The following is a 26655-nucleotide window of genomic DNA, read 5'->3' on the forward strand; positions in this document are numbered from 1 at the left end:
CGCAAGCTGCGGATGCCGCAGACGCAGCGCAACCGCGAGCTGGGCCTGCTCCTGTTCGCTTTCGTCATCAACGCCGCAGCCCTGGTCCTCGTGCAGCTCGGCCGGAACGGCGCGATCGACTCGTCGTTCCTGATCTACTGCGGCGTGCTCGACGTGCTCGCCCTGGCGATCCATGTCGTGCTGCGCCTGCGAGCGCGCGACGCCGATCCGTTCGTCGTCCCCATCGCGACCCTCCTGTCGGGTGTCGGGATCGCGATGATCTACCGCATCGACCTCGAGGGCACCTCGGCAGGCTGGGACATGCTGGCCGTGCGCCAGATCGTCTGGTGCGCGATCGCCCTCGTCGCCGCGTTGATCGTCGTGATCGCCCTGCGCAACTACCGCGTGCTCTTCCGCTACACCTACGTCTTCGGGTTCGCAGGCATCGCGCTGCTGCTCCTTCCGTTCGTCCCCGGTCTCGGCGTCGAGGCCGGTGCCGACGTCTGGGTGTCGATCGGCGGCATCGTGTCGTTCCAACCGGGCGAGCTGGCCAAGATCGCTCTGGCGATCTTCTTCGCGGGCTATCTCGTCCGCACCCGCGAGTCGCTCACCTCCGTCGGAACCCGTTTCCTCGGCGTCACCTGGCCCCGAGCCCGCGAGCTCGGTCCGGTGCTGGTCATCTGGGCGATCTCGCTCGGCATCATCGTGCTGCAGCGCGACCTCGGCACCGGAACACTCATCTTCGGGATGTTCATCGCGATGCTCTACGTCGCGACCGGCAAGACCAGCTGGGTCATGATCGGCCTGGGCCTCGTGCTCGCCGGCGTGATCCTCGCCTCGCAGGTGCTCCCCTACGTCAACGGGCGTCTCCAGAACTGGCTGAACCCCTTCGACCCGAACAACGTCGATGCGGCCGGCGGCAGCTTCCAGCTCATCAACGGCCTGTACGGGCTCGCGAAGGGCGGCTTCATCGGAACCGGTCTCGGTCAGGGACGGCCCTGGATGACGCCGCTGTCGCAGAGCGACTACATCTTCCCGAGCCTCGGTGAGGAACTCGGCCTCATCGGCGTCTTCGCGCTGCTGTGCCTCTACATGGTCTTCACGAGCCGAGGCGTGCGCATCGGCCTGGCCGGCCAGGACGACTTCGGCAAGCTGCTGGCCACCGGCCTGTCGTTCACGATCGCCCTGCAGGTGTTCATCATGGTCGGCGGCGTGACGCGCGTCATCCCGCTCACGGGTCTCACGACGCCCTTCCTGGCGGCGGGCGGCTCGTCGCTCGTGGCCAACTGGATCATCGTGGCCCTCCTGCTCCGCATCTCCGATGCGGTTCGCTCTCGACCCCGGGTGGTGATCGGATGACCAAGGAACTGCGACGACTGAGCTTCGTGATGCTGGCGATGTTCCTCGCCTTGTTCATCTCGACCAGCTGGATCCAGGTGATCCAGGCCCAGGCCCTGAACGAGAACCCCGGAAACCGGCGCACCCTGTACGACTCGTTCGAGGTGCAGCGCGGGTCGATCATCGCGGGCGGATCCGTCGTGGCCGCATCCGTCCCGAGCGGCGACATCTACTCCTGGCAGCGCCAGTACACGGATGCCGCCATGTGGGCGCCCATCACCGGCTGGATCAACCCCGTGCTGGGCTCGTCAGCGGGCATCGAGCAGATCATGAACCAGTCGCTCTCGGGCACCGACGACACGCAGTTCCTCGCGCGCCTCGAGCAGATCATCTCGGGGGCGCCGGCCCGCGGGTCGAATGTGCTGCTCACGGTCGACCCGCAGATCCAGCGGGCCGCGTTCGACGCGCTCCAGGGGTACGAGGGCGCCGTCATCGCCAGCGACCCCTCGACCGGCCGCATCCTCGCGATGGTCACGAGTCCGAGCTTCGACACGAATCTGCTCGCCTCGCACGACTCCGCCGGCGTCAACACCGCATACGACGAGCTCGCCGCCGACCCGCTGAAGCCCCTGTTCAACCGGGCGATCGAGGGCGATCTGAACCCGCCGGGATCGACCTTCAAGCTGGTCGTCGCGTCGGCGGCTCTCTCCTCGGGCGAGTACACGCCCGAGTCGACCTTCCCCAATCCCGCGACCTGGACGATCCCGGGTACGAGCAACACGCTGCACAACTTCGACCTCGGCACGTGCGGTCCGGGTGACACGGTGACCCTCGCGACCGCGCTCCGGCTGAGCTGCAACATCCCGATGGCCGAGCTCGCCGTCGAGCTCGGCGACGACGCGATCCGCGAGGAGGCGGAGAAGTTCGGCTTCAACAGCGAGATCGATGTACCCCTGGCCGCCTCCACCTCCGAGTACCCGCGCGGACTCAACGATGCGCGCACGGCGCTGTCGGGCTTCGGACAGGGTGATGTCACCGCAACGCCGCTGCAGATCAACATGGTCTCAGCCGGCATCGCCAATGGCGGGATGGTGATGAAGCCGCAGCTGCTCGACTCGGTCGTCGCACCCGATCTGACGGTGCAGGAGACGTTCGAGCCGAGCGAGTTCGGGCGTGCTCTCACGACGGATGTCGCCGAGCAGATGCGCACGCTCATGGTCGCCAATGTCCGTGACGGTGCCGCGAGCGGTGCAAGAATAGACGGCGTCGATGTCGCCGGAAAGACGGGCACTGCTGAGCACGGTCCAGGCGATCCGTACACGTTGTGGTTCACCGGTTTCGCGCCGGCGGACGACCCCCAGATCGCCGTCACGGTGATGGTCGAGAACGGGGGCGGTCAGGGGCAGGCCGGAACGAGCAGCGGGATCGCAGCCCCCATTGCGAAGAAGGTTATCGAGGCGGTGCTGAACAGATGAGACCGATGCAAGGCGTGAGCTTCGGCGGACGTTACGAACTGGATTCGCGGATCGCGATCGGCGGTATGGGCGAGGTGTGGGAGGCCACCGACCACGTCATCGGCCGTACCGTCGCTATCAAGATCCTCAAAGACGAGTACATGGGCGATCCCGGGTTCCTCGAGCGCTTCCGCGCCGAGGCCCGCCACGCCGCGCTCGTGAACCACGAGGGCATCGCCAGCGTCTTCGACTACGGCGAGGAGAACGGCAGCGCGTTCCTGGTCATGGAGCTCGTCCCCGGCGAGGCGCTGTCGACGATCCTCGAGCGCGAGGGCGCTCTGTCGTCGGACAAGACGCTCGACATCGTGGCCCAGACCGCGTCCGCTCTGCAGGCCGCACACGCGGCGGGTCTCGTGCACCGCGACATCAAGCCGGGGAACCTCTTGATCACGCCCGACGGGCGTGTGAAGATCACCGACTTCGGCATCGCCCGCATCGCCGACCAGGTGCCGCTCACGGCGACCGGCCAGGTCATGGGCACGGTGCAGTACCTCTCCCCCGAGCAGGCCTCGGGCCACGCGGCATCCCCGGCGACCGACATCTACTCGCTCGGCATCGTGGCGTACGAGTCCGTGGCCGGCAAGCGTCCGTTCACGGGTGAGTCGCAGGTCGCGATCGCCATGGCGCAGATCAACGAGCAGCCGCCGCCGCTGCCGGCGACGGTCGCCGATCCGGTGCAGAAGCTCATCCTCGCGATGATCGCGAAGAAGCCCGACGACCGGCCCGCCTCGGCGTCCGCCGTCGCGCGCGCGGCCTCCGCGCTGCGTCGAGGCGACCTCGCAGCCGCTCATGCCGCCGTTCCCGCGATCGCGGCGGGCGCCGGCACGAGTGACGTCACGCAGCTCTTGACCGCCGGCGGAGGCGACACGGCCACCCTGTTGCTCCCCGCGGGAGGCGCGGCCGCGGCCGGCGCCGGCCTGGCCGCTGCGGGTGCCGCGGCGCCCGCAGCCGTCGCGGCCGGCGACGATGACCTCGCCGCCACCCGAACGCGCAAGCGCAGCCGGTGGACCTGGCCGCTCGTCGCGCTGATCGCCCTCCTGGTGATCGTGCTGGGCGGAACGCTCTTCGCGCTGCTCTCCGGCGGAGGCGACGAGCCCGATCCCGGTGCCTCGACCCCGACGCAGCCCGCACCGTCGACGCCGTCCGACGTGCCGTCGGCCCCTCCCTCGCCCAGCGCGCCGACCTCGATCAACGTCGACGGTCTGGGACTGACGGGTCGCACGTGCGAGGACGCCCTCGCGGTGGCCGAGCAGGCCGGTCTCGAGAACGTCAGCTGCGCGCCCGGCAATCCCGCCCCGAGCGAGGAAGAGGTCGGGCTGGTCTACGAGGTCGTGCCACTCGGCAACGTTCAGCCGACCGACTCGGTGACCCTGACGGCCTACGCCGAGCTCAGCCCGCTCGATGCGCCCGCTGCGCCGACGATCCAGTCGAACGGCCAGACCGTCACGAGCGTCACGGCGCGCTCGAGTGTCCAGGTCATGTGGTCGAGCTTCACCTGCCCGGCCGGCCTCACCCCGTCGGAGTACCGCTTCACGGTTTCGGGCGGCACCTTCGCCAACGGCCAGACCACCTCGAGCTTCAGCCTCAACCAGCGCCCCGCGACCGTCACCGTCGGCGACTCCGGCGCCCTCTCGGTCACCTACACGGTCACCTGCGCCGGCGAGAGCGGCGACCGCACGTCGTCCGCCTCGCCCGAAGCCGCCGCGAGCATCCAGAGCGCGCCGTCTCCCACGCCCAGCGGCAACGGTAACGGCGGGGGCAACGGCGGCGGATCCGGCAACGGGAACGGCAACGGGAACTCGGACGACGACTGACCCGCTCCTCGCCCACGGGGCCACCATCCGAATACGAGTCGAACGCAGGGAGTGACGTGTCAGCAGAGCAACGTGTGCTGTCAGGGCGCTACCGCATCGACGAATCGATCGGGCGCGGGGGCATGGCGAGCGTGTACCGCGGGTACGACGTCACCCTCGGGCGCGAGGTCGCCATCAAGGTGCTCAAGCGCGAGCTGGCCGACGACGCCGGCTTCCGCATGCGGTTCCGGCTCGAGGCGCAGGCGGCGTCGCGGATGTCGCATCCGTCGATCGTGCGCGTGTTCGACGCCGGCGAAGACACCGAGACCGATCCGGACGGCAGCGAGCACTCCGTCCCCTACATCGTCATGGAGCTGGTCTCCGGTCGTCTCCTGAAGGACATGGTCGATGCTGGCCCCCTCGCCGAGGCCGACGCCGTGCGCTATGTCGACGGGATCCTCGAGGCGCTCGAGTACTCGCACCGCGCCGGCGTCGTCCACCGCGACATCAAGCCGGGCAACGTCATGATCACCGACGCCGGAACCGTGAAGGTGATGGACTTCGGCATCGCTCGCGCGGTGTCGGACTCGTCCTCGACGGTCGCCGAGACCACCGCGATCATCGGCACGGCCGCGTACTTCTCGCCCGAACAGGCCAAGGGCGAACCGGTCGACGCGCGCGCCGACCTCTACTCCACCGGTGTCGTGCTCTACGAGCTGCTCACCGGACGAGCGCCCTTCCGCGGCGAGACGCCGGTGGCCGTGGCCTACCAGCACGTCAGCGAAGCCCCCCTCCCGCCGTCCGAGCTCGTCGAAGACGTGCCGCGCGCCCTGGATGCCGTGGTGCTTCGCGCACTCGCGAAGAGTCCGTTCCAGCGGTTCCAGGATGCGACGGAGTTCCGCGGTGCGCTCGATCAGGCCGTCGGCGGCAAGCAGCCCACGAAGCGCCAGATGGGCGCACTCGCGAGCGAGCTCTACGGACCCGACCCTCGTCACGCCGCCGAGACCGCGCGCTCGCTGCGCCAGCTCAGCACCGACACCACGATGCGCCGCACCCAATCCGGGCCGCCCGTCAGCTGGATCTGGGCGGGTGTCGCCGTGCTCGCTGCGCTGCTGATCGCCGTGCTCATCTGGGTGCTGGCCTTCCGCGACACCGGAACCACCGTTCCGAGCACGTCGCGGACCGTTCCCGAGGTCGCCGGAACGTCGTGGGACCTCGCCGAGAACCTCATCGAGGAAGCCGACCTCACTCCCGTGCGCTCGGATCGCAGCGACGATGCCGTGCCCGCCGGCGATGTGATCGACACGGAACCGGCGGCGGGCGTCACCCTCTCCCCCGGTCAGAACGTCACCGTCTACGTGTCCAGCGGCCAGGAGATGGCGACCGTGCCGATGCTCCAGAACCTCTCACGCGACGAAGCGACCGCAGCCCTGACGCGGGCGGGTCTGCAGCTGGGCACGGTCCGGTCGCGCAACGACCCGACGCTCCCGGCCGGCACCGTGATCGAAGCATCCGCAGCAGAGGGCTCGTCCCTGGCGATGGGATCGTCGGTCAACCTCGTGGTCGCGAGCGGAACCGTGACGCTCGTCGATCTCACCGGCTACACCGTCGAGGCCGCCCAGCGCGAGCTCCAGCAGGACTCGTTGCAGCTGATCCCCGAGGTGGTCGAAGACCCGGGCTGCGCCGCGGGAGCCGGTGGACAGACGGTCTCGTCGCAGTCACTCGCCCCCGGAGAGGTGCCGATCGGGTCGACCGTCACGTTGACCGTCTGCACGGGAAGCTGATCCCCCCACCCGCGTCGTGCGCTCAGGCGCCGGGTCGTTGCGGGACGAGCCGGGCCCCGCGCTGCTGGGCTCCCGCGAGCCCGATGGACTCGAGCCAGTTCCCGAGCATCCGGTGACCCCCCTCGGTGAGCACGGACTCGGGGTGGAACTGGACGCCGAGGATCGGCAGGTGGCGATGCGCGATGGCCATGATCGTTCCGCCGGCCGCGCGGGCCGTGACGCGCAGCTCGGACGGAACGCTCGCCGCGTCGACGGCGAGCGAGTGATACCTGCCTGCTGTGAACTCTTGCGGCATCCCGGCGAACATCGCCGACCCGTCGTGCCGCACAGCCGACGTCATCCCGTGCATGAGTTCCGGTGCCTCCGCGACCGTCGCCCCGAAGGCGACCGCCACCGCCTGATGGCCGAGGCACACACCGAGCAGCGGAACGCCGGATGCCGCGGCCGCGTGGACGACCTCCACCGATGACCCGGCGTCCTCGGGTGCCCCCGGTCCCGGCGAGATCAGCACGGCGTCGTAAGCGGCGACCAGACGGTCGGGCTCGGTCACGGCATCCGCATCGACCATCCGGGTCTCAGCGCCCATCTCGTGGAGATACCCCACGAGCGTATGGATGAAGCTGTCGCGATTGTCGACGACGAGGACCGTGGTCACCCGACCGTCGACTCCTCGCCGGGCGCGAAGAAGGGCGCGATGGCAGGGAAGACCCAGAAGAACAGTGCGTAGACGACGGCCGCCGCCAGGATGAGCACGAAGATCATCCGGAGCCACCAGGGTCCGGGCAGGATGCGCCACAGCGCTGCGTACATCAGGTGGACGCCTCTTCGCTCAGGGATGCCGGCGGGCCGGCGGCGGTCGGGGTGAATTCCTCGAACACCGCGTAGGAGATGATGCGCTCGAGCATGTTCAGCTTGGGCGCGCAGCTCGTGAGAGTGAGGTACTTGCCGTTCGCGCTCAGGTCGACCTGCTGCGGAACCGGATTGAGCACCTCGATGGCGGTGTCCTGCACGTACTCGACGTTGCGGAAGCGGTAGGTGTACCAACCGTCGGGCGTCTGCACGACGATCGCGTCTCCGATGACGAGGCGGTCGACCGGGTCGAACGGCGCGCCGGAGGTCCACCGGTGCGCGGCCACCGCCATGTTCCCCTCGGCGCCCGGCATCGCGGTGCCCTCGTAGTGGCCGATCTGGCCCTGGTCGAGGATGGCCTTCTTGCTGGTGCCGTTCGCGATGGTGAACTGCCAGTCGGCACCGAACCGCGGAACGTACATGACGGCGAACGCGGAACCGTCCGCGGGCTCGGCGAGCACCGGAACGTCGAGGACGGACGCGTCGCTCCCCGGGCCGGCGCCCGACCCCTCGGCCTGCCACTCCTGCGCGAGGGCTGACGCTTCGGCCTGCTTCTGCGAGCCGATGATCATGTCACCGAACCACATCTGCCAGCTCACGAAGAGCAGCATGACGACGCCGGCGGTGAGGAGCAGCTCCCCCAGCACACCGACGACGCTCAGGCGGCGACGCGACGACGCCGGCGAACGTCGTGCGCGCAGGCCGGACGTGCGGGTGCTCTCCACGATTGGCGAGTTTAGCCGCCGGGGATGATGCGAACCCGACAGCTAGGATTCTTCCATGGCATCTTCGAGCGACCACGACGACCCGACCGTGGAACGACGCCCCGCGGATGACGCACCTAACCCGGTCTGGTTCAAGCCGATCATGCTGGGTCTGATGCTCATCGGACTCGTGTGGGTGCTCGTCTTCTATCTCAGCAACTCCACGCTTCCCGTGCCGGGCATCGGCGGGTGGAACCTCGTGATCGGGTTCGGCATCGCGTTCGTGGGCTTCCTGATGACGACGCGGTGGCGCTGAACCGTTCTCCACAAGAACGAATCACACCGGTGTGATTCCATCCCCACCTGGGGATAGAGCTGTGGATAACTTCGGTCAGTACAACGCGAGCGGCACCGCCAGCAGGGCGATCAGTCCCGCTGCGGTGGCGCCGAGCAACCAGACCTGAAGCCGCCGCCGCCGGATCGTCCGAGTGCGCGCGAAGATGTAGCCGACCAGCGCACCCACCGCCAGTCCGCCGACATGGGCCTGCCACGAGACCTGGACACCGCCGCCTCCGCCGAGCCCGCTCAGGAGCACCGGCAGGAACGTGATCACCAGGTTGATGCCCAACACCACGGCTATTCCGGTGATGTTCGCACCGATGTGGCGACCGATCACCAGGAGCGCTCCGAACAGGCCGAAGATGGCACCCGACGCTCCGACGACCGTCGAGCCGAATCCGAAAAGGACGACGGCGACGGAGCCGCCGAGGCCGCTGAGCAGATAGAGCCAGAGGAAGCGGGCGCGGCCGAGCATCGGCTCGAGGCTGCGGCCCAGCATCCACAGCGCGAGCATGTTCAGTCCGACATGCCAGAAGCCGCCGTGGACGAGCAGCACCGTGAAGAGGCGCCACGGCTGGAACACCCCGGTGAACTCCGGGTACAGCGCCGGCGGGAACAGCGCCAGCATCCCCTGCACCGCGCGACCGACGCCGGGAATCAGCCCGACGACGAACGCGAAGAAGGTCACGCCGATGATGCCGTAGGTCACCAGCGGGCGGGAGTCGTCGGAACGCACCGCGCGCAGGATGCGCGGGGTGCGGCGGGGACGCGGCGCGTCCGAGTTCTTCTGCTGATCACGCAGACATTCGGGGCAGATCACGCCGACGGGCATCTGGGTCTGGCATTCCGCGCAGATGGTGCGCAGGCAGCGTTGGCAGAGAACGAAGCTCTGCCGGTCGGGATGCCGGTAACAGAAGTTGTCGGGGTTGCTCCGCAGCTCGGACGCGCTCACGTACCGCTCAGACCGCCGCGACGTCGATCGACGAGATGACCACGGGGTCGACCGGGCGGTCCTGCGCGCCGGTCTTGACCGCGGCGATCGTGTCGACGACCTGGCGCGAGGCGTCGTCGGCGACCTCGCCGAAGATCGTGTGCTTGCCCTGGAGCCAGGGCGTGGGGTCGGTCGTGATGAAGAACTGCGAGCCGTTCGTTCCCTCAGCCTTGCCGGTGATGGCGTTGCGGCGGAGACCGGCGTTCGCCATCGCGAGGATGTAGGGCTTCTGGAAGTCGAGCTCGGGGCTGATCTCGTCGTCGAAGTTGTATCCGGGTCCGCCGATGCCCTGTCCGAGGGGGTCGCCGCCCTGGATCATGAAGTTCGGGATGATGCGGTGGAAGATGACGTCGGAGTAGAGCGCGCCCTGGCCCGGCCGGCCCGTGGCGGGGTCGGTCCACTCCCCCGTGCCGTCCGAGAGGCCGATGAAGTTCTTGACCGTGCGCGGCGCCTGGTCGCCGAAAAGGTTGACGACGATGTCGCCGTGGTTGGTGTGGATCGTCGCTACTGCAGTGTGCTGAGGCATGTCTGCCATTCTCGCACCTGTCAATGCCCTGCTGGCTGGGGCGCTCTCTGGCAAGATGAGGGGAAACGTCCCACGATGCAGGGAGGGCCCACGTGAGCCTCAGCCGCAAGCGCAAGAAGCAACTCCGCAAGCTCCAGAAGCAGGCGAACACCCTGTGGGAGTCGCAGCAGGTCCTGATGGGAGAGGCCGCCAACGTCGCACGCGACGCCGGCCACCAGCTGGGCCACTACAACCGCGAGCACGTCAAGCCCGCCGTTCAGCACACGTATGAGCAGTATGCCGCGCCGTACGTCGACAAGAGCGTGCGCGCGACCCGCAAGGTCTACAACGGCGCGCTCATCCCCGCCGCGGGTGCTGTCGTCGGCGGCGCTCTGTCGGTCTGGGATGCCGCGAACGACACCCGTGAGCGCATCGCGCACGGCCGCGGCGTCGACCTCGACCTCTCGGCGGTGAAGAAGAAGGCCGCCAAGTACGGCAAGGTGGCGACCAAGAAGTTCCAGTCGCGCGCCGCGCTGCCCGAGCCCAAGAAGAAGCGTGGCGCCGGCGGCGTCATCGCCCTCATCCTCGGTGTCGCCGCCGCTGCCGGCGTGCTCTACGCCGCATGGCAGACGCTCCGTGCCGACGACGAGCTGTGGGTTGCCGACGACCCGCTGCGCGCTCCCGACGCCTGAATCGGATGACTGAAGATCTCGAGCCCACGTCTCGGGTCCGCCTCGCGGCGGCCGAGCGTGGGCTCGATGTCGTCGTGCGACCGCGGCCCGACGCCGCGAGCCTCGACGAGGCCGCCGCTCTGCTCGGTCTCGCGCCCGACGACATCGTGAAGACCCTCGTCGTCAAACGCAGCGACGACACCTACCTGTTCGCCCTCGTGCCCGGCGACCGGGTGATCTCCTGGCCGAAGCTCCGCGCGCTCGTCGGCGTGAACAAGCTGCGGCTGCCGGAACCCGAGCTCGCCCTCGCGGCGACCGGCTACGAGCGCGGCACGATCGTCCCGATCGGCAGCACCACCGAATGGCCCGTGTACGCCGACGCGTCGATCGTCGGGCGCCGGATCGCCATGGGCGCGGGCGCACACGGCTACAGCCTCTTCGTCGACGCCGACGCCCTCATCGAGGCCTACAGCGCGACCGTCGCCGACATCACCGAGCACCGCGCCCGCTGATCCCCTCCCCCGAGCCGTCCGACGCCACGAAGCCGTCTGACGCAGACGACGAAAACGCCGGTGCTCCGAGGAGTACCGGCGTTCTGTTCGTGGAGCCTAGGAGATTCGAACTCCTGACATCCTGCTTGCAAAGCAGGCGCTCTACCAGCTGAGCTAAGGCCCCGAGGGGGTTCGGGGTGGGGCTACCAGGACTTGAACCTGGGACCTCTTCATTATCAGTGAAGCGCTCTAACCGCCTGAGCTATAGCCCCGTACCGACGCGCTTCACGCGCCGGCAACCTCCAAGACTTTACCCGAGAATCCGGGAATCTACTAATTGGAGGTGAAGCCGACGAGCAGACCGCCGGTGACCTTGACCATCACGTTGTAGATGCCGGCGACGACCGCGCCGAGCACCGTGATGACGATGAGGTTGAGGATGGCCACGATCGCCGCGAACGCCATCACCTGCGGCAGGTTCAGGAACTGCGTGATCGAGAAGTCGCCGTTGGAGAACGCCACGAACAGCTCGTCCACCCGGTTGATGAGACCCGTCGTGCTGAGCACCATGAACACGAGGAAGGTCGCGACGATCGTCACGATGGCCAGCGCGACAGCCGCGAGGAACGACAGCTTCACGGCCGACCAGAAGTCGACGTACACGAGGCGCAGGCGCACCTGCTTGGCGCTGGTCTTGCTCGTGGACTTCTTGGCGAGTTTGTCGGCGACCGTGCTCATGCGTCAGAACCACTCTCTTCGGTATCCGCGGACGTGGGGGCATCCGGGGCGGGGGCATCCTCGGATGCCGCGTCTTCGGTCAGTCCCCGCTCACCGTTTCGGGCGATGGCGAGGATGCGGTCGTCGTCACCGAACCGGGCGAAGACGACGCCCATGGTGTCGCGACCCTTGGCCGGGACCTCGGCCACGGAGGAGCGTACCACCTTGCCGCTGGCAAGAACCACGAGGACCTCGTCGGTCTCGGAGACGATGAGACCGCCCGCGAGCACGCCGCGATCGTCGTTCAGCTTGGCGACCTTGATGCCCAGGCCACCGCGGCTCTGCGTGCGGTACTGGTCGACGGAGGTGCGCTTGGCGTAGCCGCCGTCCGTGACGACGAACACGTACCCCTCGGTGCGCGCGACGGACGCTGAGAGCAGGCTGTCGTCGTCGCGGAACGAGATGCCCTTGACGCCCTCGGTCGAGCGTCCCATCGGGCGCAGCGCGTCATCGGTGGCCGAGAAGCGCAGCGACATCCCCTTGCGGGTGATGAGCAGGATGTCGTCGCCCTCGTCGACGAGCAGGGCGCTGACGAGCTCGTCACCGCCGGTCTCGTCCTCCTGACCGCGCAGTCGGATGGCGATGACACCGCCCTGACGGTTCGTGTCGTACTCCGTCAGGGCCGTCTTCTTGACCTTGCCGTCGCGCGTGGCGAGCACGAGGTACTGCGCCGCGGCGTAGTCGCGGATGTCGAGGATCTGCGCGATCTCTTCACCGGGCTGAAGCGCGAGGAGGTTCGCGACGTGCTGGCCCTTCGCGTCCCGGCCGGCCTCGGGCAGCTCGTACGCCTTGGTGCGGTAGACGCGGCCCTTCGTGGTGAAGAAGAGCAGCCAGTGGTGCGTGGTCGTCACGAAGAAGTGCTCGACGACGTCGTCGGCGCGCAGCTGCGCACCCTTCACGCCCTTGCCGCCGCGGTGCTGCGACCGGTAGTTGTCGCTGCGTGTGCGCTTGATGTAGCCGTCACGGGTGACGGTGACCACCATCTCCTCTTCGGGGATGAGGTCTTCCATCGACATGTCGCCGTCGAAGCCGTGCAGGATGTGCGTGCGCCGCTCGTCGCCGTACTTGTCGACGATCGCGGTGAGCTCCTCGGCGATGATCGTGCGCTGGCGGCTCGGCGTGTCGAGGATGTCGTTGAGGTCGGCGATCTTCAGCTCGAGCTCGTTCGCCTCGTCGATGATCTTCTGGCGCTCGAGGGCGGCCAGGCGTCGCAGCTGCATCGAGAGGATGGCATCCGCCTGCACCTCGTCGATGTCGAGCAGGCTCTTCAGTCCCTCGCGCGCCTCGTCGACGGTCGGCGAGCGACGGATGAGCGCGATGACCTCGTCGAGCGCGTCGAGCGCCTTGAGGTAGCCGCGCAGGATGTGCATGCGCTTCTCCGCCTCGTTGAGGCGGTAGCGGGTGCGCCGGACGATGACCTCGATCTGGTGGGTGATCCAGTGCGAGATGAAGCCGTCGAGGGGCAGGGTGCGGGGCACGCCGTCGACGATCGCCAGCATGTTGGCGCCGAAGTTCTCCTGCAGCTGCGTGTGCTTGTACAGGTTGTTCAGCACGACCTTCGCGACGGCATCGCGCTTGAGCACGACCACGAGGCGCTGACCGGTGCGGTCGCTCGTCTCGTCGCGGATGTCGGCGATGCCGGTGATCTTGCCGTCGCGGGCGAGATCTCGGATCTTCAGCGCCACGTTGTCGGGGTTGACCTGGTAGGGCAGCTCGGTGATCACGAGGCAGTTACGGCCCTGGATCTCCTCGACCTCGATGACCGCGCGCATCGTGATCGAACCGCGGCCCGTGCGGTAGGCCTCGCGGATGCCCTTGGTTCCGAGGATCTGCGCGCCGGTGGGGAAGTCGGGGCCGTGGATGCGCGACATCAGCGCTTCGAGCAGCTCTTCGCGCGAGGCATCCGGGTTCTCGAGAGACCAGAGAGCTCCCTCGGCGACCTCGCGCAGGTTGTGCGGCGGGATGTTGGTGGCCATGCCGACCGCGATACCGACCGAGCCGTTGACGAGGAGGTTCGGGAATCGCGAGGGCAGGACGACGGGCTCCTGCGTCTTGCCGTCGTAGTTGTCCTCGAAGTCGACGGTGTCCTCGTCGATGTCGCGGACCATCTCCATGGCGAGCGCGGCCATCTTGGTCTCGGTGTATCGCGGCGCCGCCGCACCCTGGTTGCCGGGCGAGCCGAAGTTGCCCTGACCGTCGGCCAGCGGGTAGCGCAGCGACCAGGGCTGCACGAGACGCACGAGCGCGTCGTAGATCGCGCTGTCACCGTGCGGGTGGTACTGACCCATGACCTCGCCGACGACGCGAGCGCACTTCGAGTAGCTCTTGTCGGGACGGTAGCCGCCGTCGTACATGCCGTAGATGACGCGGCGGTGCACGGGCTTGAGGCCGTCTTCGACGCGGGGGAGCGCCCGCCCCACGATCACGCTCATCGCGTAGTCGAGGTAGCTCCGCTGCATCTCGACCTGGAGGTCGACCTGATCGATGTTGCCGTGGTTGTGGGCAGGCGTGAGGTCGGGACGTTCTTCGTCAGACATGCGTTCTCAGTTTCTCGATGTCGCCGGCTCGATCAGATGTCGAGGAAGCGGACGTCCTTGGCGTTGCGCTGGATGAAGGTGCGGCGGGACTCGACGTCCTCGCCCATGAGCACCGAGAAGATCTCGTCGGCCGCGGCCGCGTCGTCGATCGTCACCTGGCGCAGGGTGCGGGTGCTGTGGTCCATCGTGGTCTCCCACAGCTCCTTCGGGTTCATCTCGCCGAGGCCCTTGTAGCGCTGGATGCCGGATTCCTTCGGGATGCGCTTGCCGTTGGCGAGACCCTCGGCCAGGAGCGCATCGCGCTCCTTGTCGCTGAAGACGTACTCGTGCTCGGCGTTGGTCCACTTGAGCCGGTACAGCGGCGGCATCGCGAGGTAGACGTAGCCCGCCTCGATCAGTCCGCGCATGTAGCGGAACAGCAGGGTCAGCAGCAGCGTCGTGATGTGCTGGCCGTCGACGTCGGCATCGGCCATGAGGACGATCTTGTGGTAGCGGGCCTTCTGGACGGCGAAGTCCTCGCCGATGCCCGTTCCGAACGCCGAGATGATCGCCTGGATCTCGTTGTTGCCGAGGGCGCGGTCCAGCCGCGCCTTCTCGACGTTGAGCACCTTGCCGCGCAGCGACAGGATCGCCTGCGTCTCGGGGTCTCGGCCGCGCACGGCCGAGCCGCCGGCGGAGTCTCCCTCGACGAGGAAGATCTCCGAGATCGAGGGGTCCTTGCTCGTGCAGTCCTTGAGCTTGTCGGGCATCGATGCCGACTCGAACACGCTCTTGCGGCGGGCCGTCTCACGAGCCTTGCGGGCCGCGAGCCGCGCGGTCGCGGCATCCACGGCCTTCATGATCACGCGCTTGGCCTGCGCCGGGTTGCGGTCGAGCCAATCGGTGAGCTGATCGCCCACGATCTTCTGCACGAACGCCTTCGCCTCGGTGTTGCCGAGCTTCGTCTTGGTCTGACCCTCGAACTGCGGCTCGGACAGCTTCACCGAGATCACGGCCGTCAGGCCCTCGCGGATGTCGTCGCCGGTGAGGTTGTCGTCCTTCTCCTTGAGCAGCCCCTTGTCGCGCGCGTACGCGTTGACGCGCGTCGTCAGCGCGGCCCGGAAGCCCTCTTCGTGGGTACCGCCCTCGTGGGTGTTGATGGTGTTGGCGAAGGTGAAGACGTTCTCGGTGTAGCTCGTGGTCCACTGCATCGCGAGCTCGAGCGAGATGTGGCGCACGGTGTCTTCGGACTCGATCTCGATGATCTCGTCGTTGACCACCTCGGTCTTGCGCAGCTTGTTGAGGTACTCGACGTAGTCGACGAGTCCGCGCTCGTAGAGGAAGTCGTCGCGGCGCTGCCGCGCCTCGGAACCGCCCTCGTCGAGGTCGACGACGACAGACGCCTCCGGACGCTCGTCGGTGAGGGTGATGCGCAGCCCCTTGTTGAGGAAGGCCGTCTGCTGGAAGCGCGTGCGCAGGGTGTCGTAGTCGAAGGCGGTCGTCTCGAAGATGTCGCCGTCGGGCCAGAAGGTGACCGTCGTCCCGGTCTCGTCGCTGTCCTCACCCTTCGCGAGCGGCGCCTGCGGCTTGCCGCCGTCGGCGAAGGTCTGGCGCCACACCGATCCCTGACGCTTGATCTCGACCTCGAACCGCGTGGACAGCGCGTTGACGACCGACGAGCCGACGCCGTGCAGTCCACCCGAGACCGCGTACCCGCCGCCGCCGAACTTGCCGCCGGCGTGAAGGACCGTGAGGACGACCTCGACGGTCGACTTCGTGGGGTCCGAGGCGTGGGGATCGACCGGGATGCCGCGACCGTTGTCGATCACGCGGAGCGCGCCGTCTTCGAGGATCGTCACGTGGATCGTGTCGCAGTAGCCGGCGAGGGCCTCGTCCACCGCGTTGTCGACGATCTCGTAGACGAGGTGGTGCAGGCCGCGCTCGCCCGTCGATCCGATGTACATTCCCGGACGCTTGCGAACCGCCTCGAGGCCTTCGAGCACCTGGATTGCATCCGCGCCGTACTCGTTGGGCACCTTGGCCGGAGTCGTCTCGGCCGTTTCGGGGGTTTCGGGGTCTTCGGGAACGCTGTCGGAATTCTGAGACGTCATAGGTTTCGAGCGCTCCACATCGGTTCGGTCGGTCCCGCCCAGTCTACCCTTTCGCGCGCTCGCGCGCGGGCCTCAGCGCCCGTATGGCGAACGAAAGTCGGATTCGATGACTGGGGACGTGGCTCATCCGTAGGTATCGCGAGGGCCACGGCCTGGAACGGCTCTGGGGCCCCATTTCCAGGAGGGGACGTCCGGGCCTACGAAACGCACCGACTGCACCCCCGACTGCGGAAACGCTTTCACCAGCTGAGTCGTGATGGCCGTCCGCATGATGTGGAGGTTCTTCGCCCAGGCCGTCGAGTCGCACTGCACGGTGAGGACACCGTCCGCCAGGGCGACGGGGGATGCGTGACGAGCCGTCTCCTCGCCGGCCACCTCCGCCCAGCGCAGCACAAGATCCTCTCGCGACAGCTGCGCATCCCAGCCGGCCTGCCGCGTGAGGTCGGCGATGACGTCGCCGAGCCCTTTCGGGTCACGGCCCGAGGTGAACGGCTGGTTCTCGTCGTCGTCGGTGCGGCTGCGTCGCCGGTTCTTCCACCGGCCCGACGGCTCGAGCCCGCGCAGCCGCAGATACGTCGCGATCGTCTCGGGTGCCTCGTCAGAGGGGAGCATCGGTGTCTTCCTCGTGCAGGGTGCCCGCCTCGACGCGTACGGTGCGGGCGCGCAGTTCGAGCGGCACGTCTTCGGCGACCGCAGCCGTCACGATCACCTGTTCGTAATCGGCGACGATGCCCGCCAGTCGCGCCCGCCGATCCGCGTCGAGCTCGGCGAAGACGTCGTCGAGGATGACGATGGGATCTCCGAGCGTCGATTCCGCGCGTAGGAGCTCGGCCGACGCGAGCCGGAGCGAGAGGGCGACCGACCACGACTCGCCGTGCGAGGCGTAGCCCTTCACCGGAAGATCGCGGATGCGCAGGATCAGATCGTCACGGTGGGGCCCGACGAGCGTGATGCCGCGGTCCAGCTCCGCGCTGCGGCGGTCGGCGAGGGCGGTACGGAAGAGCTGTTCGATCGCAGCGGCGTCGGCGACCCCCGCGTCGCTCGGCGAGTCGTCCTCCTCGGGATCGGCACCGCCGACCGAGAGCGCCCACTGCAGCTGCGGCCGGTGGTCGGCGCCGGCTATCGCCGTGTAGGCGCGGGCCACGGGACCGGCGAGTTCGGCCGCGAGTCGCAGACGGGCGCGGATGACGTCGGTTCCGAGGGCGACGAGCTTGTCGTCCCAGACCTCCAGCGTCGACAGGCCCTCGCCCCGGACCCCGCGGGCACGAGCCGACTTCAGCAATGCGTTGCGCTGCTTCAGTACGCGGTCGTAATCGGCGAGGACGCCGGCGAGGCGCGGAGCCCGCTGGATGAGCAGTTGATCGGCGAACCGTCGACGCGCCGACGGATCACCCCGGACGATCTGCAGGTCCTCCGGCGCGAAGAGCACCACCTGGGCGTAGCGGGGGAGTTCCGCGGTGCGCACCGGTGAGCCGTTGACCCGCGCCTTGTTCGACCCCGTTCGATTCAGCTGGGCTTCGAGCTGCACCCGACGCTGACCGTGGGCGAGGCGCGCGCGGACGAAAGCAGCATCCGCCCCATCGCGCACCATGGGGGCGTCCTGCGAGACCCGGTGGGAGCCGAGCGTTGCGAAGTAGCCGATCGCCTCGGCGAGATTCGTCTTGCCCTGGCCGTTGCGCCCGACGAAGACGTTCGCTCCGGGAGCGAGGGAGAGCTCGGCGGCCGCGTAGTTGCGGAAGTCCACCAGGCTCAACTGCTCCACGATCATCAGATCACCCTAGTTCTCGTCTCCGACAGCGCCACGCGAGGTGGCCGCGCTCCGGTGACGATCAGCGGAGGAGGAGGTTCGGCTGCAGCAGGTACTTGAAGGACTCCACGCCGCCCGAGGTCTGCGGGGTGATGAGGATCGGGCTGAGCTTGTTCGCGTTCTCGCTCGAGGTGAACGTCACCCGCGTGAACTCGCTCTTGACCGCCGCGAGAGCCTCGAGCAGGTACTGGGGGTTCAGACCGATGACGACCTCCTCGCCCGTGAGCGTCGCGTCGACCGACTCGGTCGCGCGAGCCTGCTCAGTGCCGGAGGCATCCATCGACACCCCTTCGGGACCGAAGGTGAAACGCAGCGGCGCCGAACGATCGAGCACGAGGGCCACGCGGCGGACGGCCTCGATCAGCTCGCCGGTGTTGACGACGGCGTGGTGCTCCGTCGCCTCGGGGAACAGTCGCCGCACGGGCGGGAAGTTGCCCTTGATCAGCAGCGACGTGACCGTCTTGTTGCCGGCGGTGAAGGCGATGATCTCGCGATCGCCGGATCCTGAGAACGACACGGTGATGTCACCGGAGTGCGCGAAGGTCTTGCCGACCTCGGTGAGCGTACGAGCCGGGACGAGTGCGGTGGTCGTGTTCTCGTCGGCGGCGATGCCGCTGTCGAACGGGATGTCGCGCAGCGCGACGCGGTAGCGGTCGGTGGCGACGAGGCTCAGTTGCGTGCCGGTCACCTCGAGCTGGACACCGGTGAGCACCGGCGTGACGTCGTCGCGCGAGGCGGCGAAGGCGACCTGCGCGATCGCGGTCGCGAAGTCTTCGGCGGGAACGACACCTGACTCACCCGAGACCTCGGGAATGGCGGGATATTCCTGAACCGGCATCGACGCCAGCGTGAATCGCGCGGACCCGCAAGTGAGCAGGATGCCGTCGTCGTCGACGGCGATCTGGATCGGCGCGTTCGGCAGGCGGCTGGCGATCTCCGAGAGCAGGCGTCCGTGCACGAGGATCGTGCCCGGCTCGTCGATCGTCGCCTCGATCGTGGTTCGTGCTGAAGCCTCGTAGTCGAATGCCGAGAGCGAGAGCCCGTTGTCGGTCGCTTCGATGAGCACACCCGCCAGGATCGGCTGGGGGTTGCGCTGGGGGAGGAGCTTCACGACGAACGACACAGCCTCGCTGAAGACGTCGCGATTGACCTGGAACTTCACTGGCGCTCCCTTGTCGTGGATGAAAGCTCTCCCATGCTAGTGCCCAAGTCGAGCCGTTCCCGAAGCACCGTTCCGACCGGTCCGTTCGCCGTCACGGTGATCGAATCGCAAATTCTCTAGATGTAACTGTCTTCTTCATCTCCGCTGTGGAAACTGTGGACAACTGGCGCGAGGTCAGTCGAGACACGGGAACCACACGTTTGTAACTTGTGAGCCGACTGCGGACGACCGTGGGATGACACGGTGCGCTCGACGAGGCCGTTCCGCTGGCGCTCCACAGGCGATGTGTGATTCGTTCACAACTGTTCGACGCCGAAGCGAAGTTATCCACAGGTTTTCCACACTGTGCAGAACGGCATGATCGGGCGTCGTCGACGCGCTGTCAAGCTGGGCGTCGAGAGCGCGGCATTGCGGGCGCGGGGTCAGCGCCGGCCGAGCTGCGAGGTGATCTCGGAGACCTGGTTGTAGATCGAGCGCCGCTCTTTCATGAGCTCGCTGATCTTCTTGTACGCGTACATCACGGTGGTGTGGTCGCGGTTGCCGAAGAGCTGGCCGATCTTGGGAAGCGACAGGCTCGTGCGCTCGCGGCACAGGTACATCGCGATCTGGCGAGCGGTGGCCACCGCCTGCGACCGGCTGGACCCGTACAGATCATCGACCGACAGCCGGAAGTACTGCGCCGTCGCGGTGATGATGTCGGTGGGGGAGATGACGTTCGCGTCATCCTGATCGACGATGTCGCGCAGAACCGTCTGAGCGAGCGAGATGTCGAGGTTCGAGCGGTTGAGGCTCGCGAACGCCGAAACACGGATGAGCGCGCCCTCGAGCTCGCGGATGTTCGACGACACCTTCGTGGCGATGTACTCGAGCACGTCGTCGGGCACGAGCAGCCGCTCGGACTGGGCCTTCTTGCGCAGGATCGCGATGCGGGTCTCGAGGTCGGGGGCCTGGACGTCGGTGATGAGGCCCCACTCGAAGCGACTGCGCATGCGGTCCTCGAAACCGGTGAGGTGACGGGGCGGCACGTCGCTGGTGATCACGACCTGCTTGTCGTGGTCGTGGAGGGTGTTGAAGGTGTGGAAGAACGCCTCCTGCGTCTCGGCGCGACCCTGCAGGAACTGGATGTCGTCGATCAGCAGGATGTCGACCTCGCGGTACCGCGCCTGGAAGGCGGAGCCGCGGTTGTTGGCGATCGAGTTGATGAAGTCGTTCGTGAACTCCTCGCTCGAGACGTACCGCACACGGATGCCGGTGTACAGGTTGAGCGCGTAGTCGCCGATCGCGTGGAGGAGGTGCGTCTTGCCGAGGCCGGAGTCGCCGTAGATGAACAGCGGGTTGTACGCCTTCGCCGGTGCTTCGGCGACAGCGACGGCTGCGGCATGAGCGAAGCGGTTGGACTGCCCGATGACGAAGTTGTCGAAGGTGTACTTCGGGTTCAGTCGTGTGTCGTGCCGCGACGCGGAGGCCGGGGCTTCGACGTACTCCTCGCCCGCGGGCCGGAGCGGGGCGGGGGCCGCCGCGGACTGCACGGGGAGCGGGGCCGTCAGGTGGGCGTCGGCGAGCTCGGGGTTGACCACGACGCGGTAGCTCGAGGCGCCCGGATCGACATGGACGTGCGCGAGCGCCTCCATGATCGGCTGGCGCAGGCGCTTGTTCAGCTGCGCCGCGGTGAGGTCGTTGGGGACGTCGAGGTAGAGGGTTCCGCCCATCACGCCCTGCGCGACCGCGAGACTGAGGAATCCCTGCATCTGCGGGGTCACCCGGTCATCGTCGGCGAGCAGGTCGAGGACCGCGTTCCACACCGGTACGTCCGGGAGATCGTGCTGAGCCAAGAGTTCCCCCGCGGATGATCGATGCTTGTCCACACAGCTTCGCGCCGATCTGGGGATAGCTGTGGATAACTGCCCGTGACACGCTAGTCATGCGGCGACGAGACCGCCAAATCCACTGTAGTTCCGGCCCGCGTGTCGCCGCCAGGGCCTGTGTACAGCGGTGGATAATTGCGGGTTCCCATCGCTTCGGTTTGAGTTACAGGAAATCGCGACGTACCCTTAGTCGGTTGACTTATGCCCGCGAGGGCAGTCCTGTACCCGTGTCCCCGGTCTGAAGCGTTCCGGTGACCGCCGATCCGGAGTGATCCCTATGAGCAAGCGCACGTTCCAGCCCAACAACCGCCGCCGCGCCAAGAAGCACGGCTTCCGCGCCCGCATGCGCACTCGCGCCGGCCGCGCCATCCTGTCGGCTCGCCGCGGCAAGGGCCGCACCGAGCTTTCGGCCTGACACACCCTCTTCTGTGCTGGCGCGCGGAAACCGGATCACGCGCGGGGCGGATTACAAGGCCGTCGTCCGCGGGGGTGCTCGCTGTGCCGGTGCGCACACCGTGACCTACGTTGTGTCCACCGGTGCCGACCGGGCTCCCCGCTTCGGTTTCATCGTCAGCAAGCAAGTCGGTTCAGCCGTCGTGCGCAACTCAGTGCGCCGACGGCTGAAGGCCGTTTGCGCACAGGCTCTTCCCGACGTCCGCGAGGGCGCCGACATCGTCATCCGAGCACTGCCGTCCGCGGCGCGCTCGGATTTCGCCGATCTGAGAGACGAGGTGGAGCGGTGTCTGCGACGACGTGCGGCGGTATGAGCTGGTCGACGCTGCCGACCGCGTCCGTCGGTGAGGGTCGCCTCGACGCGGCATCCGTTCTCCGCGCCGTGCCGCTCGCGCCGCGCAATGCCGGGATCGCTCTGCTTCATGCGTACCGATCCGTGGTGTCGCCGCTCTACGGCGACGTCTGCAAGTACTACCCGAGCTGTTCCGCCTACGCGGTCGGTGCGGTGCAGCAGCACGGACTCGTCAAGGGCTCCGCTCTCGCCGCGACCCGGCTCGCCCGCTGCCACCCCTGGGCAGAAGGGGGCGTCGACGACGTTCCCGCCCATCGGGACTTCCGCCACACCCTGACCAGGCACGGCTTCGTCGTGCCGCCGAGAAAGGACTGATCCCGTGCTGGATCTCTTCCTCGCCACGCCGACTCCCGTCGTGCCGACCCCGACGACTCCTCCTCCCGGCGGTGCTGACTTCTTCAGCACGATCATGTGGCCGTTCAAGTTCCTCGTCGAGGCGATCCTGGTCTTCTGGCACTGGGTCCTCACCACGGTGGGCATGCCGGCCGCCGCGGGTGCGACCTGGGTCATGTCGATCATCGGCCTGGTCATCGTGGTCCGCTCGGCCCTCATCCCGCTGTTCGTGCGGCAGATCAAGAGCCAGCGGAAGATGATGGAGCTCGCGCCCGACATGCGCAAGATCCAGGAGAAGTACCGCGGCAAGCGCGACCAGCTCTCTCGTGAGGCCATGAGCCGGGAGACCATGGCGCTGTACAAGAAGCACGGCACGACACCGGTGTCGAGCTGCCTTCCGCTACTGGTGCAGATGCCCATCCTCCTCGGCATGTTCTACACGCTGAGCGACGTGAAGAAGCACGCCGAATGGGGCGTCGGTGGCGTCGGCCTGCTCAACGTGGACCTCACGAAGCAGTTCTACGACGCGCAGCTGTTCGACGTCGCGCCGCTGCACACCAACATGATCGAGGCGATCAACCTCGGACAGACGGCCACCGTCACCATCCTGGTGATCCTCGTCGTGCTGATGATCGTGTCGCAGTTCATCACGCAGCTGCAGATCATCTCGAAGAACCTGTCGCCCGAGGCCAAGACCGGCCAGGCGTACCAGATGCAGAAGATCATGCTGTACGTGCTGCCGCTGGCGTTCATCTTCTCGGGCGTCTTCTTCCCGCTCGGTGTCGTCATGTACTGGTTCACGTCGAACATCTGGACCATGGCGCAGCAGTTCATCGTCATCCGCAACCTTCCGACCCCCGGATCCGAGGCCGCGAAGGCCCGCGAGGAGCGCCTCGCGCGTAAGGGCAAGGCACTCGATGCGAAGGGCCGCGTCATTTCGATGGAGAAGTACGAGGCCGAGCAGCAGCGTCTTCTCGAGGAGGCTGAGCGCGCACGCGCTGCTCAGCCGAAGCGGCAGCAGCCCATGGGCAAGCAGCGCGCGAAGAAGCAGTCGCAGAAGGACACGCCGCAGGGCTGAGCCCCGGGCTGCCTTCACCGGATAGATCGAACACGCGAGGAACCATGACGAACCCCACCGAGTCCCCGACGGCTGAGCGAACCGAGGCGACGGTCGAAGACCTCGAGCAGGAGGGGGATATCGCGGCCGACTACATCGAAGGGCTGCTCGACATCGCCGACATCGACGGCGACCTCAACCTTGACGTACGCGCGGGTCGGGCGTACGTCTCGGTCGAGGCCGAAGAGCCGGAGTCGCTGCGGCTGCTCGCCGACCCCGACGTGGTGCAGGCCGTGCAGGAACTCACGCGCATCGCCGTGCAGACGAAGACCGGTCGCTTCTCGCGGCTCATCCTCGACATCGGCGGTTCGCGCGACGCGCGCCAGCGCGAGCTCGAGCGCCTGGTCGACCGGGCCGTCGAGCGCTTGAACGACGGCGCCTCGCAGGCATCGCTTCCTGCGATGTCGAGCTACGAGCGCAAGCTCGTGCACGACATCGCCGCCGAGCGCGGCGTCGTGTCGGAGTCCTACGGTGAAGGCGCCGACCGGCACACCGTCATCCGTCATGGCTGATGTTTCACGTGAAACACCCGTGATCGAACCCGAGCCGGCCGACGCCGTCGAGGCGTTCTTCGGGCCTCGAGCCGATCTCGTTCGTCGCTATACGGCGTCGTTGGCCGCCCACGGGGAAGAGCGTGGTCTCATCGGCCCGCTCGAGCTGCCCCGGTTGTGGACACGCCACGTTCTCAACTGTGCTGCGGCTGCGCCGCTGTTCTCGGGTCGCGTGGGCGACGTGGGTTCGGGAGCCGGCCTGCCCGGTCTCGTGCTGGCGATCGCACGACCTGACGTCGAGTGGGTTCTCATCGAGACGATGGAGCGCCGCGTGGCATGGCTGACGGAGCAGGTCAGCGACCTCGGTCTCGAGAACGTTGAGATCGTCCGCACGCGGGCAGAGGAGTGGAACCGGGGTGCGACTCTCGATGCGGTGACCGCTCGTGCAGTGAGTGCTTTCCGGACTCTCGTACCTCTGACCGCTCCGCTGGTTCGTGACGGTGGCGAGCTGATCCTGCTTAAGGGCGCCAACGCACAGACGGAGATCGCCGCAGCCGAGAAGGCCATCCGACGGTTCCGCCTGACCGATGTGCGTGTCGAGGTCGTCGGGGATGCGGTCCTCGCGGAGCCCACGCGAGTCATCCGCGCCACCGTGCGCTGATGTTTCACGTGAAACACGGATGCCGGCCGGTCGCGGGTGCATGTTTCACGTGAAACACCGGCGGACCGCCGGATCACGCGAACGTCGGCGGCCCTGCCTAGAGTGAGACATTGACAACGAGGAGTTGAACGAATGACAGAAGCCGATTCGGGCCGCGCGTCGTTGACGTTCGATTCACCCCTGGCGCGTGAGATCGCCGATCTGTCGTCGCGACGGCGTGCTCTGGACACGATCACCCTCACGTTCTCCGGCGAGCCGCGCGTAATCACGGTGTCGAACCAGAAGGGCGGCGTCGGGAAGACCACCACGACGGTGAACCTGGCTGCGTCCCTCACATCTGTGGGCGCACGAGTCCTCGTGATCGACCTCGATCCGCAGGGGAATGCGTCGACCGCGCTGGGGGTGCCTCACAGCGCGGACATCCCGAGCGTCTACGACGTGCTCATCGACCAGTTCCCGCTCTCGGACATCATCCAGACCAGCCCGGAGTCGCCCAACCTCCTCTGCGCGCCCAGCACGATCCACCTCGCCGGTGCGGAGATCGAGCTGGTCTCTCAGGTCGCGCGCGAGCATCGGCTGCGCACCGCGATCGAGGACTACCTGGCAACGGCAGAGGATCGTATCGACTTCGTCCTCATCGACTGCCCGCCCTCCCTGGGTCTGCTCACGATCAATGCGTTCACCGCCGCGGACGAGCTTCTGATCCCTATTCAGTGCGAGTACTACGCGCTCGAGGGCCTGAGCCAGCTGCTGGGCAGCGTGTCGATGATCCAGAAGCACTTGAACAGCCGACTTCACCTGTCGACGATCCTGCTGACGATGTACGACGGGCGCACCCGCCTCGCACAGCAGGTCGCGGAGGAGGTCCGGTCGCACTTCCCGAACGAGGTACTCCGCACGGTCATCCCGCGCTCGGTCCGTGTGTCGGAGGCGCCGAGTTTCGGCCAGACAGTCATCGCCTACGATGGGCAATCGGCCGGCGCGGTGGCATACCGCGAGGCAGCCGTCGAGATCGCGCAGCGCGCGTCTGCGACGCCACACGCAGACAAGGGAGAAGCCTGATGGCCAAGCGCACCGGATTGGGTCGAGGAATCGGCGCATTGATCCCTACCTCGGAAGCGTCGGCAACGCGCCCGGTCGACGTCTTCTTCCCTGGTGGATCGACGGCCACCGTTGCCGGGGATGCGTCGACGTCCACCGATGCGAAGGATGCCGACGCGCCGCAGCTGGTCTCGATCCCAGGGGCCGCGCTCATCCAGGTGGATCCTCACGACATCGTTCCCAACCCGCGGCAGCCGCGCACGCACTTCGACAGTGACGATCTCGCGGAACTCGTCCACAGTGTGCGGGAGTTCGGTGTCCTGCAGCCGGTCGTCGTGCGGACGAACGAGGACGGCAAGTACGAGCTGATCATGGGGGAGCGGCGCACCCGCGCGGCGCGCGAGGCGGGCTTGACGGCGATTCCCGCGGTTCTGCGCGACACCTCCGACGAGAATCTGCTCCGGGACGCGCTGCTGGAGAACCTGCACCGGTCGCAGCTGAACCCTCTGGAAGAAGCCTCGGCGTATCAGCAGCTCCTCGAAGACTTCGGGATCACCCAGGAGGAGCTTGCCACCCGGATCGGGCGCTCACGGCCGCAGATCAGCAACACGATCCGTCTGCTGCGGCTGCCCATGCCCGTACAGCAGCGCGTCGCGGCCGGTGTTCTGAGCGCCGGTCACGCCCGAGCCATCCTCTCGGTCGACGGCCCCGACGGGATGCAGCGTCTCGCCGACAAGATCGTCAACGAAGACCTGTCCGTTCGCGCCGCCGAGGCTGCCGCGAAGACCGTCGAGTCGGCCGGCACCCGCCGCCCCGCGCCGAAGGCCGGCGGTGTGCGGGCGCACCTCGATGAGGTCGCGGGTCGGCTGGGCGACCGCCTCGACACGAAGGTCAAAATCTCGCTGGGCGCGCGCAAGGGTCAGATCGTCGTCGACTTCGCGACGATCCAGGACCTGAACCGCATCCTCGCCGAGCTGGGCGAGGACGCGTACGGCGCCCGCTGACCCCGAT

At 67.5% G+C, this 26655-nt stretch carries 27 protein-coding genes and 2 tRNA genes; 15 read left to right on the forward strand and 14 right to left on the reverse strand.

Features of this window, described 5'->3' with window-relative positions; translation table 11 throughout:
• The first annotated feature begins 12 nt into the window (after nt 1-12).
• From ACPYN5_RS07170 to pknB, 4 genes are read left to right on the forward strand one after another with little or no spacing between them, the layout of a single operon-like run.
• A complete protein-coding gene (locus ACPYN5_RS07170; RefSeq protein WP_424448688.1) occupies nt 13-1338 on the forward strand; it encodes an FtsW/RodA/SpoVE family cell cycle protein in 1326 nt (441 codons plus the stop codon).
• Nucleotides 1335-2792 carry a peptidoglycan D,D-transpeptidase FtsI family protein gene (locus tag ACPYN5_RS07175; protein WP_424448299.1) on the forward strand — a complete coding sequence of 486 codons (1458 nt, stop codon included), beginning with the start codon at nt 1335-1337 and terminating at the stop codon, nt 2790-2792. The genes ACPYN5_RS07170 and ACPYN5_RS07175 overlap by 4 nt, the downstream gene beginning before the upstream one ends.
• Nucleotides 2789-4645: a serine/threonine-protein kinase gene (locus ACPYN5_RS07180; protein ID WP_424448300.1), complete on the forward strand. Its 1857-nt coding sequence runs from the start codon at nt 2789-2791 to the stop codon at nt 4643-4645. Before ACPYN5_RS07175 ends, ACPYN5_RS07180 begins: the two co-directional genes overlap by 4 nt.
• Before the next feature lie 56 nt (nt 4646-4701).
• Nucleotides 4702-6408: a Stk1 family PASTA domain-containing Ser/Thr kinase gene (gene pknB / locus ACPYN5_RS07185; protein WP_424448301.1), complete on the forward strand. Its 1707-nt coding sequence runs from the start codon at nt 4702-4704 to the stop codon at nt 6406-6408.
• A gap of 22 nt (nt 6409-6430) precedes the next feature.
• Here pknB and ACPYN5_RS07190 read toward each other — a convergent pair whose 3' ends face one another.
• The 3 genes from ACPYN5_RS07190 to ACPYN5_RS07200 are packed head-to-tail and all read right to left on the reverse strand — an operon-like array spanning nt 6431 to nt 7985.
• Nucleotides 6431-7063, reverse strand: coding sequence for an anthranilate synthase component II (locus tag ACPYN5_RS07190; protein WP_424448302.1), 633 nt, complete (start codon nt 7061-7063; stop codon nt 6431-6433).
• On the reverse strand, nt 7060-7218 hold the full coding sequence (locus ACPYN5_RS07195) for a hypothetical protein (protein ID WP_424448303.1): 159 nt from the start codon (nt 7216-7218) through the stop codon (nt 7060-7062). Before ACPYN5_RS07195 ends, ACPYN5_RS07190 begins: the two co-directional genes overlap by 4 nt.
• A complete protein-coding gene (locus ACPYN5_RS07200) occupies nt 7218-7985 on the reverse strand; it encodes a class E sortase (protein WP_424448689.1) in 768 nt (255 codons plus the stop codon). Before ACPYN5_RS07200 ends, ACPYN5_RS07195 begins: the two co-directional genes overlap by 1 nt.
• Before the next feature lie 52 nt (nt 7986-8037).
• On the opposite strand from ACPYN5_RS07200, the gene ACPYN5_RS07205 reads away from it, so the two are divergent.
• Nucleotides 8038-8277 (forward strand): cell division protein CrgA, encoded by a 240-nt coding sequence (locus ACPYN5_RS07205; protein ID WP_023953414.1) that lies wholly within the window; start codon nt 8038-8040, stop codon nt 8275-8277.
• Between the two features lie 75 nt (nt 8278-8352).
• Here ACPYN5_RS07205 and ACPYN5_RS07210 read toward each other — a convergent pair whose 3' ends face one another.
• The gene (locus ACPYN5_RS07210; RefSeq protein WP_424448304.1) at nt 8353-9252 is read right to left on the reverse strand and encodes a rhomboid family intramembrane serine protease; all 900 of its coding nucleotides are present in this window, start codon (nt 9250-9252) and stop codon (nt 8353-8355) included.
• 7 nt (nt 9253-9259) lie between these two features.
• Nucleotides 9260-9817, reverse strand: coding sequence for a peptidylprolyl isomerase (locus tag ACPYN5_RS07215; RefSeq protein ID WP_424448305.1), 558 nt, complete (start codon nt 9815-9817; stop codon nt 9260-9262).
• A gap of 92 nt (nt 9818-9909) precedes the next feature.
• Here ACPYN5_RS07215 and ACPYN5_RS07220 point away from each other — a divergent pair, with 92 nt between their 5' ends.
• Nucleotides 9910-10488 (forward strand): DNA helicase, encoded by a 579-nt coding sequence (locus ACPYN5_RS07220; RefSeq protein WP_424448306.1) that lies wholly within the window; start codon nt 9910-9912, stop codon nt 10486-10488.
• Between the two features lie 5 nt (nt 10489-10493).
• Nucleotides 10494-10979 carry an aminoacyl-tRNA deacylase gene (locus tag ACPYN5_RS07225; protein WP_424448307.1) on the forward strand — a complete coding sequence of 162 codons (486 nt, stop codon included), beginning with the start codon at nt 10494-10496 and terminating at the stop codon, nt 10977-10979.
• A gap of 90 nt (nt 10980-11069) precedes the next feature.
• Here the strand turns inward: ACPYN5_RS07225 and ACPYN5_RS07230 are convergent.
• The 9 genes from ACPYN5_RS07230 to dnaA form a co-directional block, all read right to left on the reverse strand.
• Nucleotides 11070-11142, reverse strand: a tRNA-Ala gene (locus tag ACPYN5_RS07230).
• Between the two features lie 14 nt (nt 11143-11156).
• A tRNA-Ile gene (locus tag ACPYN5_RS07235) sits at nt 11157-11230 on the reverse strand.
• Nucleotides 11231-11291: 61 nt separating this feature from the next.
• Entirely contained in the window at nt 11292-11696 is a 405-nt protein-coding gene (locus ACPYN5_RS07240) for a DUF3566 domain-containing protein (protein ID WP_424448308.1), read from the reverse strand.
• Nucleotides 11693-14272 (reverse strand): DNA gyrase subunit A, encoded by a 2580-nt coding sequence (gene gyrA, locus ACPYN5_RS07245; RefSeq protein WP_424448309.1) that lies wholly within the window; start codon nt 14270-14272, stop codon nt 11693-11695. The genes ACPYN5_RS07240 and gyrA overlap by 4 nt, the downstream gene beginning before the upstream one ends.
• Before the next feature lie 32 nt (nt 14273-14304).
• The gene (gyrB, locus tag ACPYN5_RS07250; RefSeq protein ID WP_424448310.1) at nt 14305-16362 is read right to left on the reverse strand and encodes a DNA topoisomerase (ATP-hydrolyzing) subunit B; all 2058 of its coding nucleotides are present in this window, start codon (nt 16360-16362) and stop codon (nt 14305-14307) included.
• Nucleotides 16363-16485: 123 nt separating this feature from the next.
• Nucleotides 16486-16974 carry a DciA family protein gene (locus ACPYN5_RS07255; RefSeq protein ID WP_424448311.1) on the reverse strand — a complete coding sequence of 163 codons (489 nt, stop codon included), beginning with the start codon at nt 16972-16974 and terminating at the stop codon, nt 16486-16488.
• Nucleotides 16961-18130 carry a DNA replication/repair protein RecF gene (gene recF / locus ACPYN5_RS07260; RefSeq protein ID WP_424448312.1) on the reverse strand — a complete coding sequence of 390 codons (1170 nt, stop codon included), beginning with the start codon at nt 18128-18130 and terminating at the stop codon, nt 16961-16963. The genes ACPYN5_RS07255 and recF overlap by 14 nt, the downstream gene beginning before the upstream one ends.
• A gap of 61 nt (nt 18131-18191) precedes the next feature.
• Nucleotides 18192-19331: a DNA polymerase III subunit beta gene (gene dnaN, locus ACPYN5_RS07265; protein WP_424448313.1), complete on the reverse strand. Its 1140-nt coding sequence runs from the start codon at nt 19329-19331 to the stop codon at nt 18192-18194.
• Between the two features lie 422 nt (nt 19332-19753).
• Nucleotides 19754-21079, reverse strand: coding sequence for a chromosomal replication initiator protein DnaA (gene dnaA, locus ACPYN5_RS07270; RefSeq protein WP_424448690.1), 1326 nt, complete (start codon nt 21077-21079; stop codon nt 19754-19756).
• A gap of 394 nt (nt 21080-21473) precedes the next feature.
• On the opposite strand from dnaA, the gene rpmH reads away from it, so the two are divergent.
• The 8 genes from rpmH (at nt 21474) to ACPYN5_RS07310 (ending at nt 26648) form a co-directional block, all read left to right on the forward strand.
• Nucleotides 21474-21611 (forward strand): 50S ribosomal protein L34, encoded by a 138-nt coding sequence (gene rpmH / locus ACPYN5_RS07275; RefSeq protein ID WP_036304730.1) that lies wholly within the window; start codon nt 21474-21476, stop codon nt 21609-21611.
• A gap of 13 nt (nt 21612-21624) precedes the next feature.
• The gene (gene rnpA, locus ACPYN5_RS07280; RefSeq protein ID WP_424448314.1) at nt 21625-21963 is read left to right on the forward strand and encodes a ribonuclease P protein component; all 339 of its coding nucleotides are present in this window, start codon (nt 21625-21627) and stop codon (nt 21961-21963) included.
• A complete protein-coding gene (yidD, locus tag ACPYN5_RS07285) occupies nt 21960-22316 on the forward strand; it encodes a membrane protein insertion efficiency factor YidD (RefSeq protein WP_424448315.1) in 357 nt (118 codons plus the stop codon). Before rnpA ends, yidD begins: the two co-directional genes overlap by 4 nt.
• 7 nt (nt 22317-22323) lie before the next feature.
• Complete coding sequence (gene yidC, locus ACPYN5_RS07290) at nt 22324-23412, forward strand: membrane protein insertase YidC (RefSeq protein WP_424448691.1); 1089 nt, start codon at nt 22324-22326, stop codon at nt 23410-23412.
• A gap of 44 nt (nt 23413-23456) precedes the next feature.
• Nucleotides 23457-23963: a Jag family protein gene (locus tag ACPYN5_RS07295; protein WP_424448316.1), complete on the forward strand. Its 507-nt coding sequence runs from the start codon at nt 23457-23459 to the stop codon at nt 23961-23963.
• Nucleotides 23956-24603: a 16S rRNA (guanine(527)-N(7))-methyltransferase RsmG gene (rsmG, locus tag ACPYN5_RS07300; RefSeq protein ID WP_424448317.1), complete on the forward strand. Its 648-nt coding sequence runs from the start codon at nt 23956-23958 to the stop codon at nt 24601-24603. Before ACPYN5_RS07295 ends, rsmG begins: the two co-directional genes overlap by 8 nt.
• Nucleotides 24604-24735: 132 nt before the next feature.
• Nucleotides 24736-25665: a ParA family protein gene (locus tag ACPYN5_RS07305; protein WP_424448318.1), complete on the forward strand. Its 930-nt coding sequence runs from the start codon at nt 24736-24738 to the stop codon at nt 25663-25665.
• Nucleotides 25665-26648: a ParB/RepB/Spo0J family partition protein gene (locus ACPYN5_RS07310; RefSeq protein ID WP_424448319.1), complete on the forward strand. Its 984-nt coding sequence runs from the start codon at nt 25665-25667 to the stop codon at nt 26646-26648. The genes ACPYN5_RS07305 and ACPYN5_RS07310 overlap by 1 nt, the downstream gene beginning before the upstream one ends.
• Nucleotides 26649-26655 lie beyond the last annotated feature (7 nt).

Origin of the sequence: Microbacterium arborescens (assembly GCF_049707515.1) — a bacterium.
Lineage (GTDB): Bacteria > Actinomycetota > Actinomycetes > Actinomycetales > Microbacteriaceae > Microbacterium > Microbacterium arborescens_B.

Coding starts and splice junctions, on each gene's coding strand:
- ACPYN5_RS07175 (WP_424448299.1), top strand. CDS start 1,335: ATGACCAAGGAACTGCGACGACTGAGCTTCGTGATGCTGGCGATGTTC.
- ACPYN5_RS07305 (WP_424448318.1), top strand. CDS start 24,736: ATGACAGAAGCCGATTCGGGCCGCGCGTCGTTGACGTTCGATTCACCC.
- ACPYN5_RS07225 (WP_424448307.1), top strand. CDS start 10,494: ATGACTGAAGATCTCGAGCCCACGTCTCGGGTCCGCCTCGCGGCGGCC.
- ACPYN5_RS07295 (WP_424448316.1), top strand. CDS start 23,457: ATGACGAACCCCACCGAGTCCCCGACGGCTGAGCGAACCGAGGCGACG.
- ACPYN5_RS07215 (WP_424448305.1), bottom strand. CDS start 9,817: ATGCCTCAGCACACTGCAGTAGCGACGATCCACACCAACCACGGCGAC.
- recF (WP_424448312.1), bottom strand. CDS start 18,130: ATGATCGTGGAGCAGTTGAGCCTGGTGGACTTCCGCAACTACGCGGCC.
- yidD (WP_424448315.1), top strand. CDS start 21,960: ATGAGCTGGTCGACGCTGCCGACCGCGTCCGTCGGTGAGGGTCGCCTC.
- ACPYN5_RS07310 (WP_424448319.1), top strand. CDS start 25,665: ATGGCCAAGCGCACCGGATTGGGTCGAGGAATCGGCGCATTGATCCCT.
- ACPYN5_RS07195 (WP_424448303.1), bottom strand. CDS start 7,218: ATGTACGCAGCGCTGTGGCGCATCCTGCCCGGACCCTGGTGGCTCCGG.
- rpmH (WP_036304730.1), top strand. CDS start 21,474: ATGAGCAAGCGCACGTTCCAGCCCAACAACCGCCGCCGCGCCAAGAAG.
- ACPYN5_RS07240 (WP_424448308.1), bottom strand. CDS start 11,696: ATGAGCACGGTCGCCGACAAACTCGCCAAGAAGTCCACGAGCAAGACC.
- ACPYN5_RS07170 (WP_424448688.1), top strand. CDS start 13: ATGCCGCAGACGCAGCGCAACCGCGAGCTGGGCCTGCTCCTGTTCGCT.
- rsmG (WP_424448317.1), top strand. CDS start 23,956: ATGGCTGATGTTTCACGTGAAACACCCGTGATCGAACCCGAGCCGGCC.
- ACPYN5_RS07255 (WP_424448311.1), bottom strand. CDS start 16,974: ATGCTCCCCTCTGACGAGGCACCCGAGACGATCGCGACGTATCTGCGG.
- ACPYN5_RS07180 (WP_424448300.1), top strand. CDS start 2,789: ATGAGACCGATGCAAGGCGTGAGCTTCGGCGGACGTTACGAACTGGAT.
- gyrA (WP_424448309.1), bottom strand. CDS start 14,272: ATGTCTGACGAAGAACGTCCCGACCTCACGCCTGCCCACAACCACGGC.
- gyrB (WP_424448310.1), bottom strand. CDS start 16,362: ATGACGTCTCAGAATTCCGACAGCGTTCCCGAAGACCCCGAAACCCCC.
- ACPYN5_RS07205 (WP_023953414.1), top strand. CDS start 8,038: ATGGCATCTTCGAGCGACCACGACGACCCGACCGTGGAACGACGCCCC.
- dnaA (WP_424448690.1), bottom strand. CDS start 21,079: ATGCAGGGATTCCTCAGTCTCGCGGTCGCGCAGGGCGTGATGGGCGGA.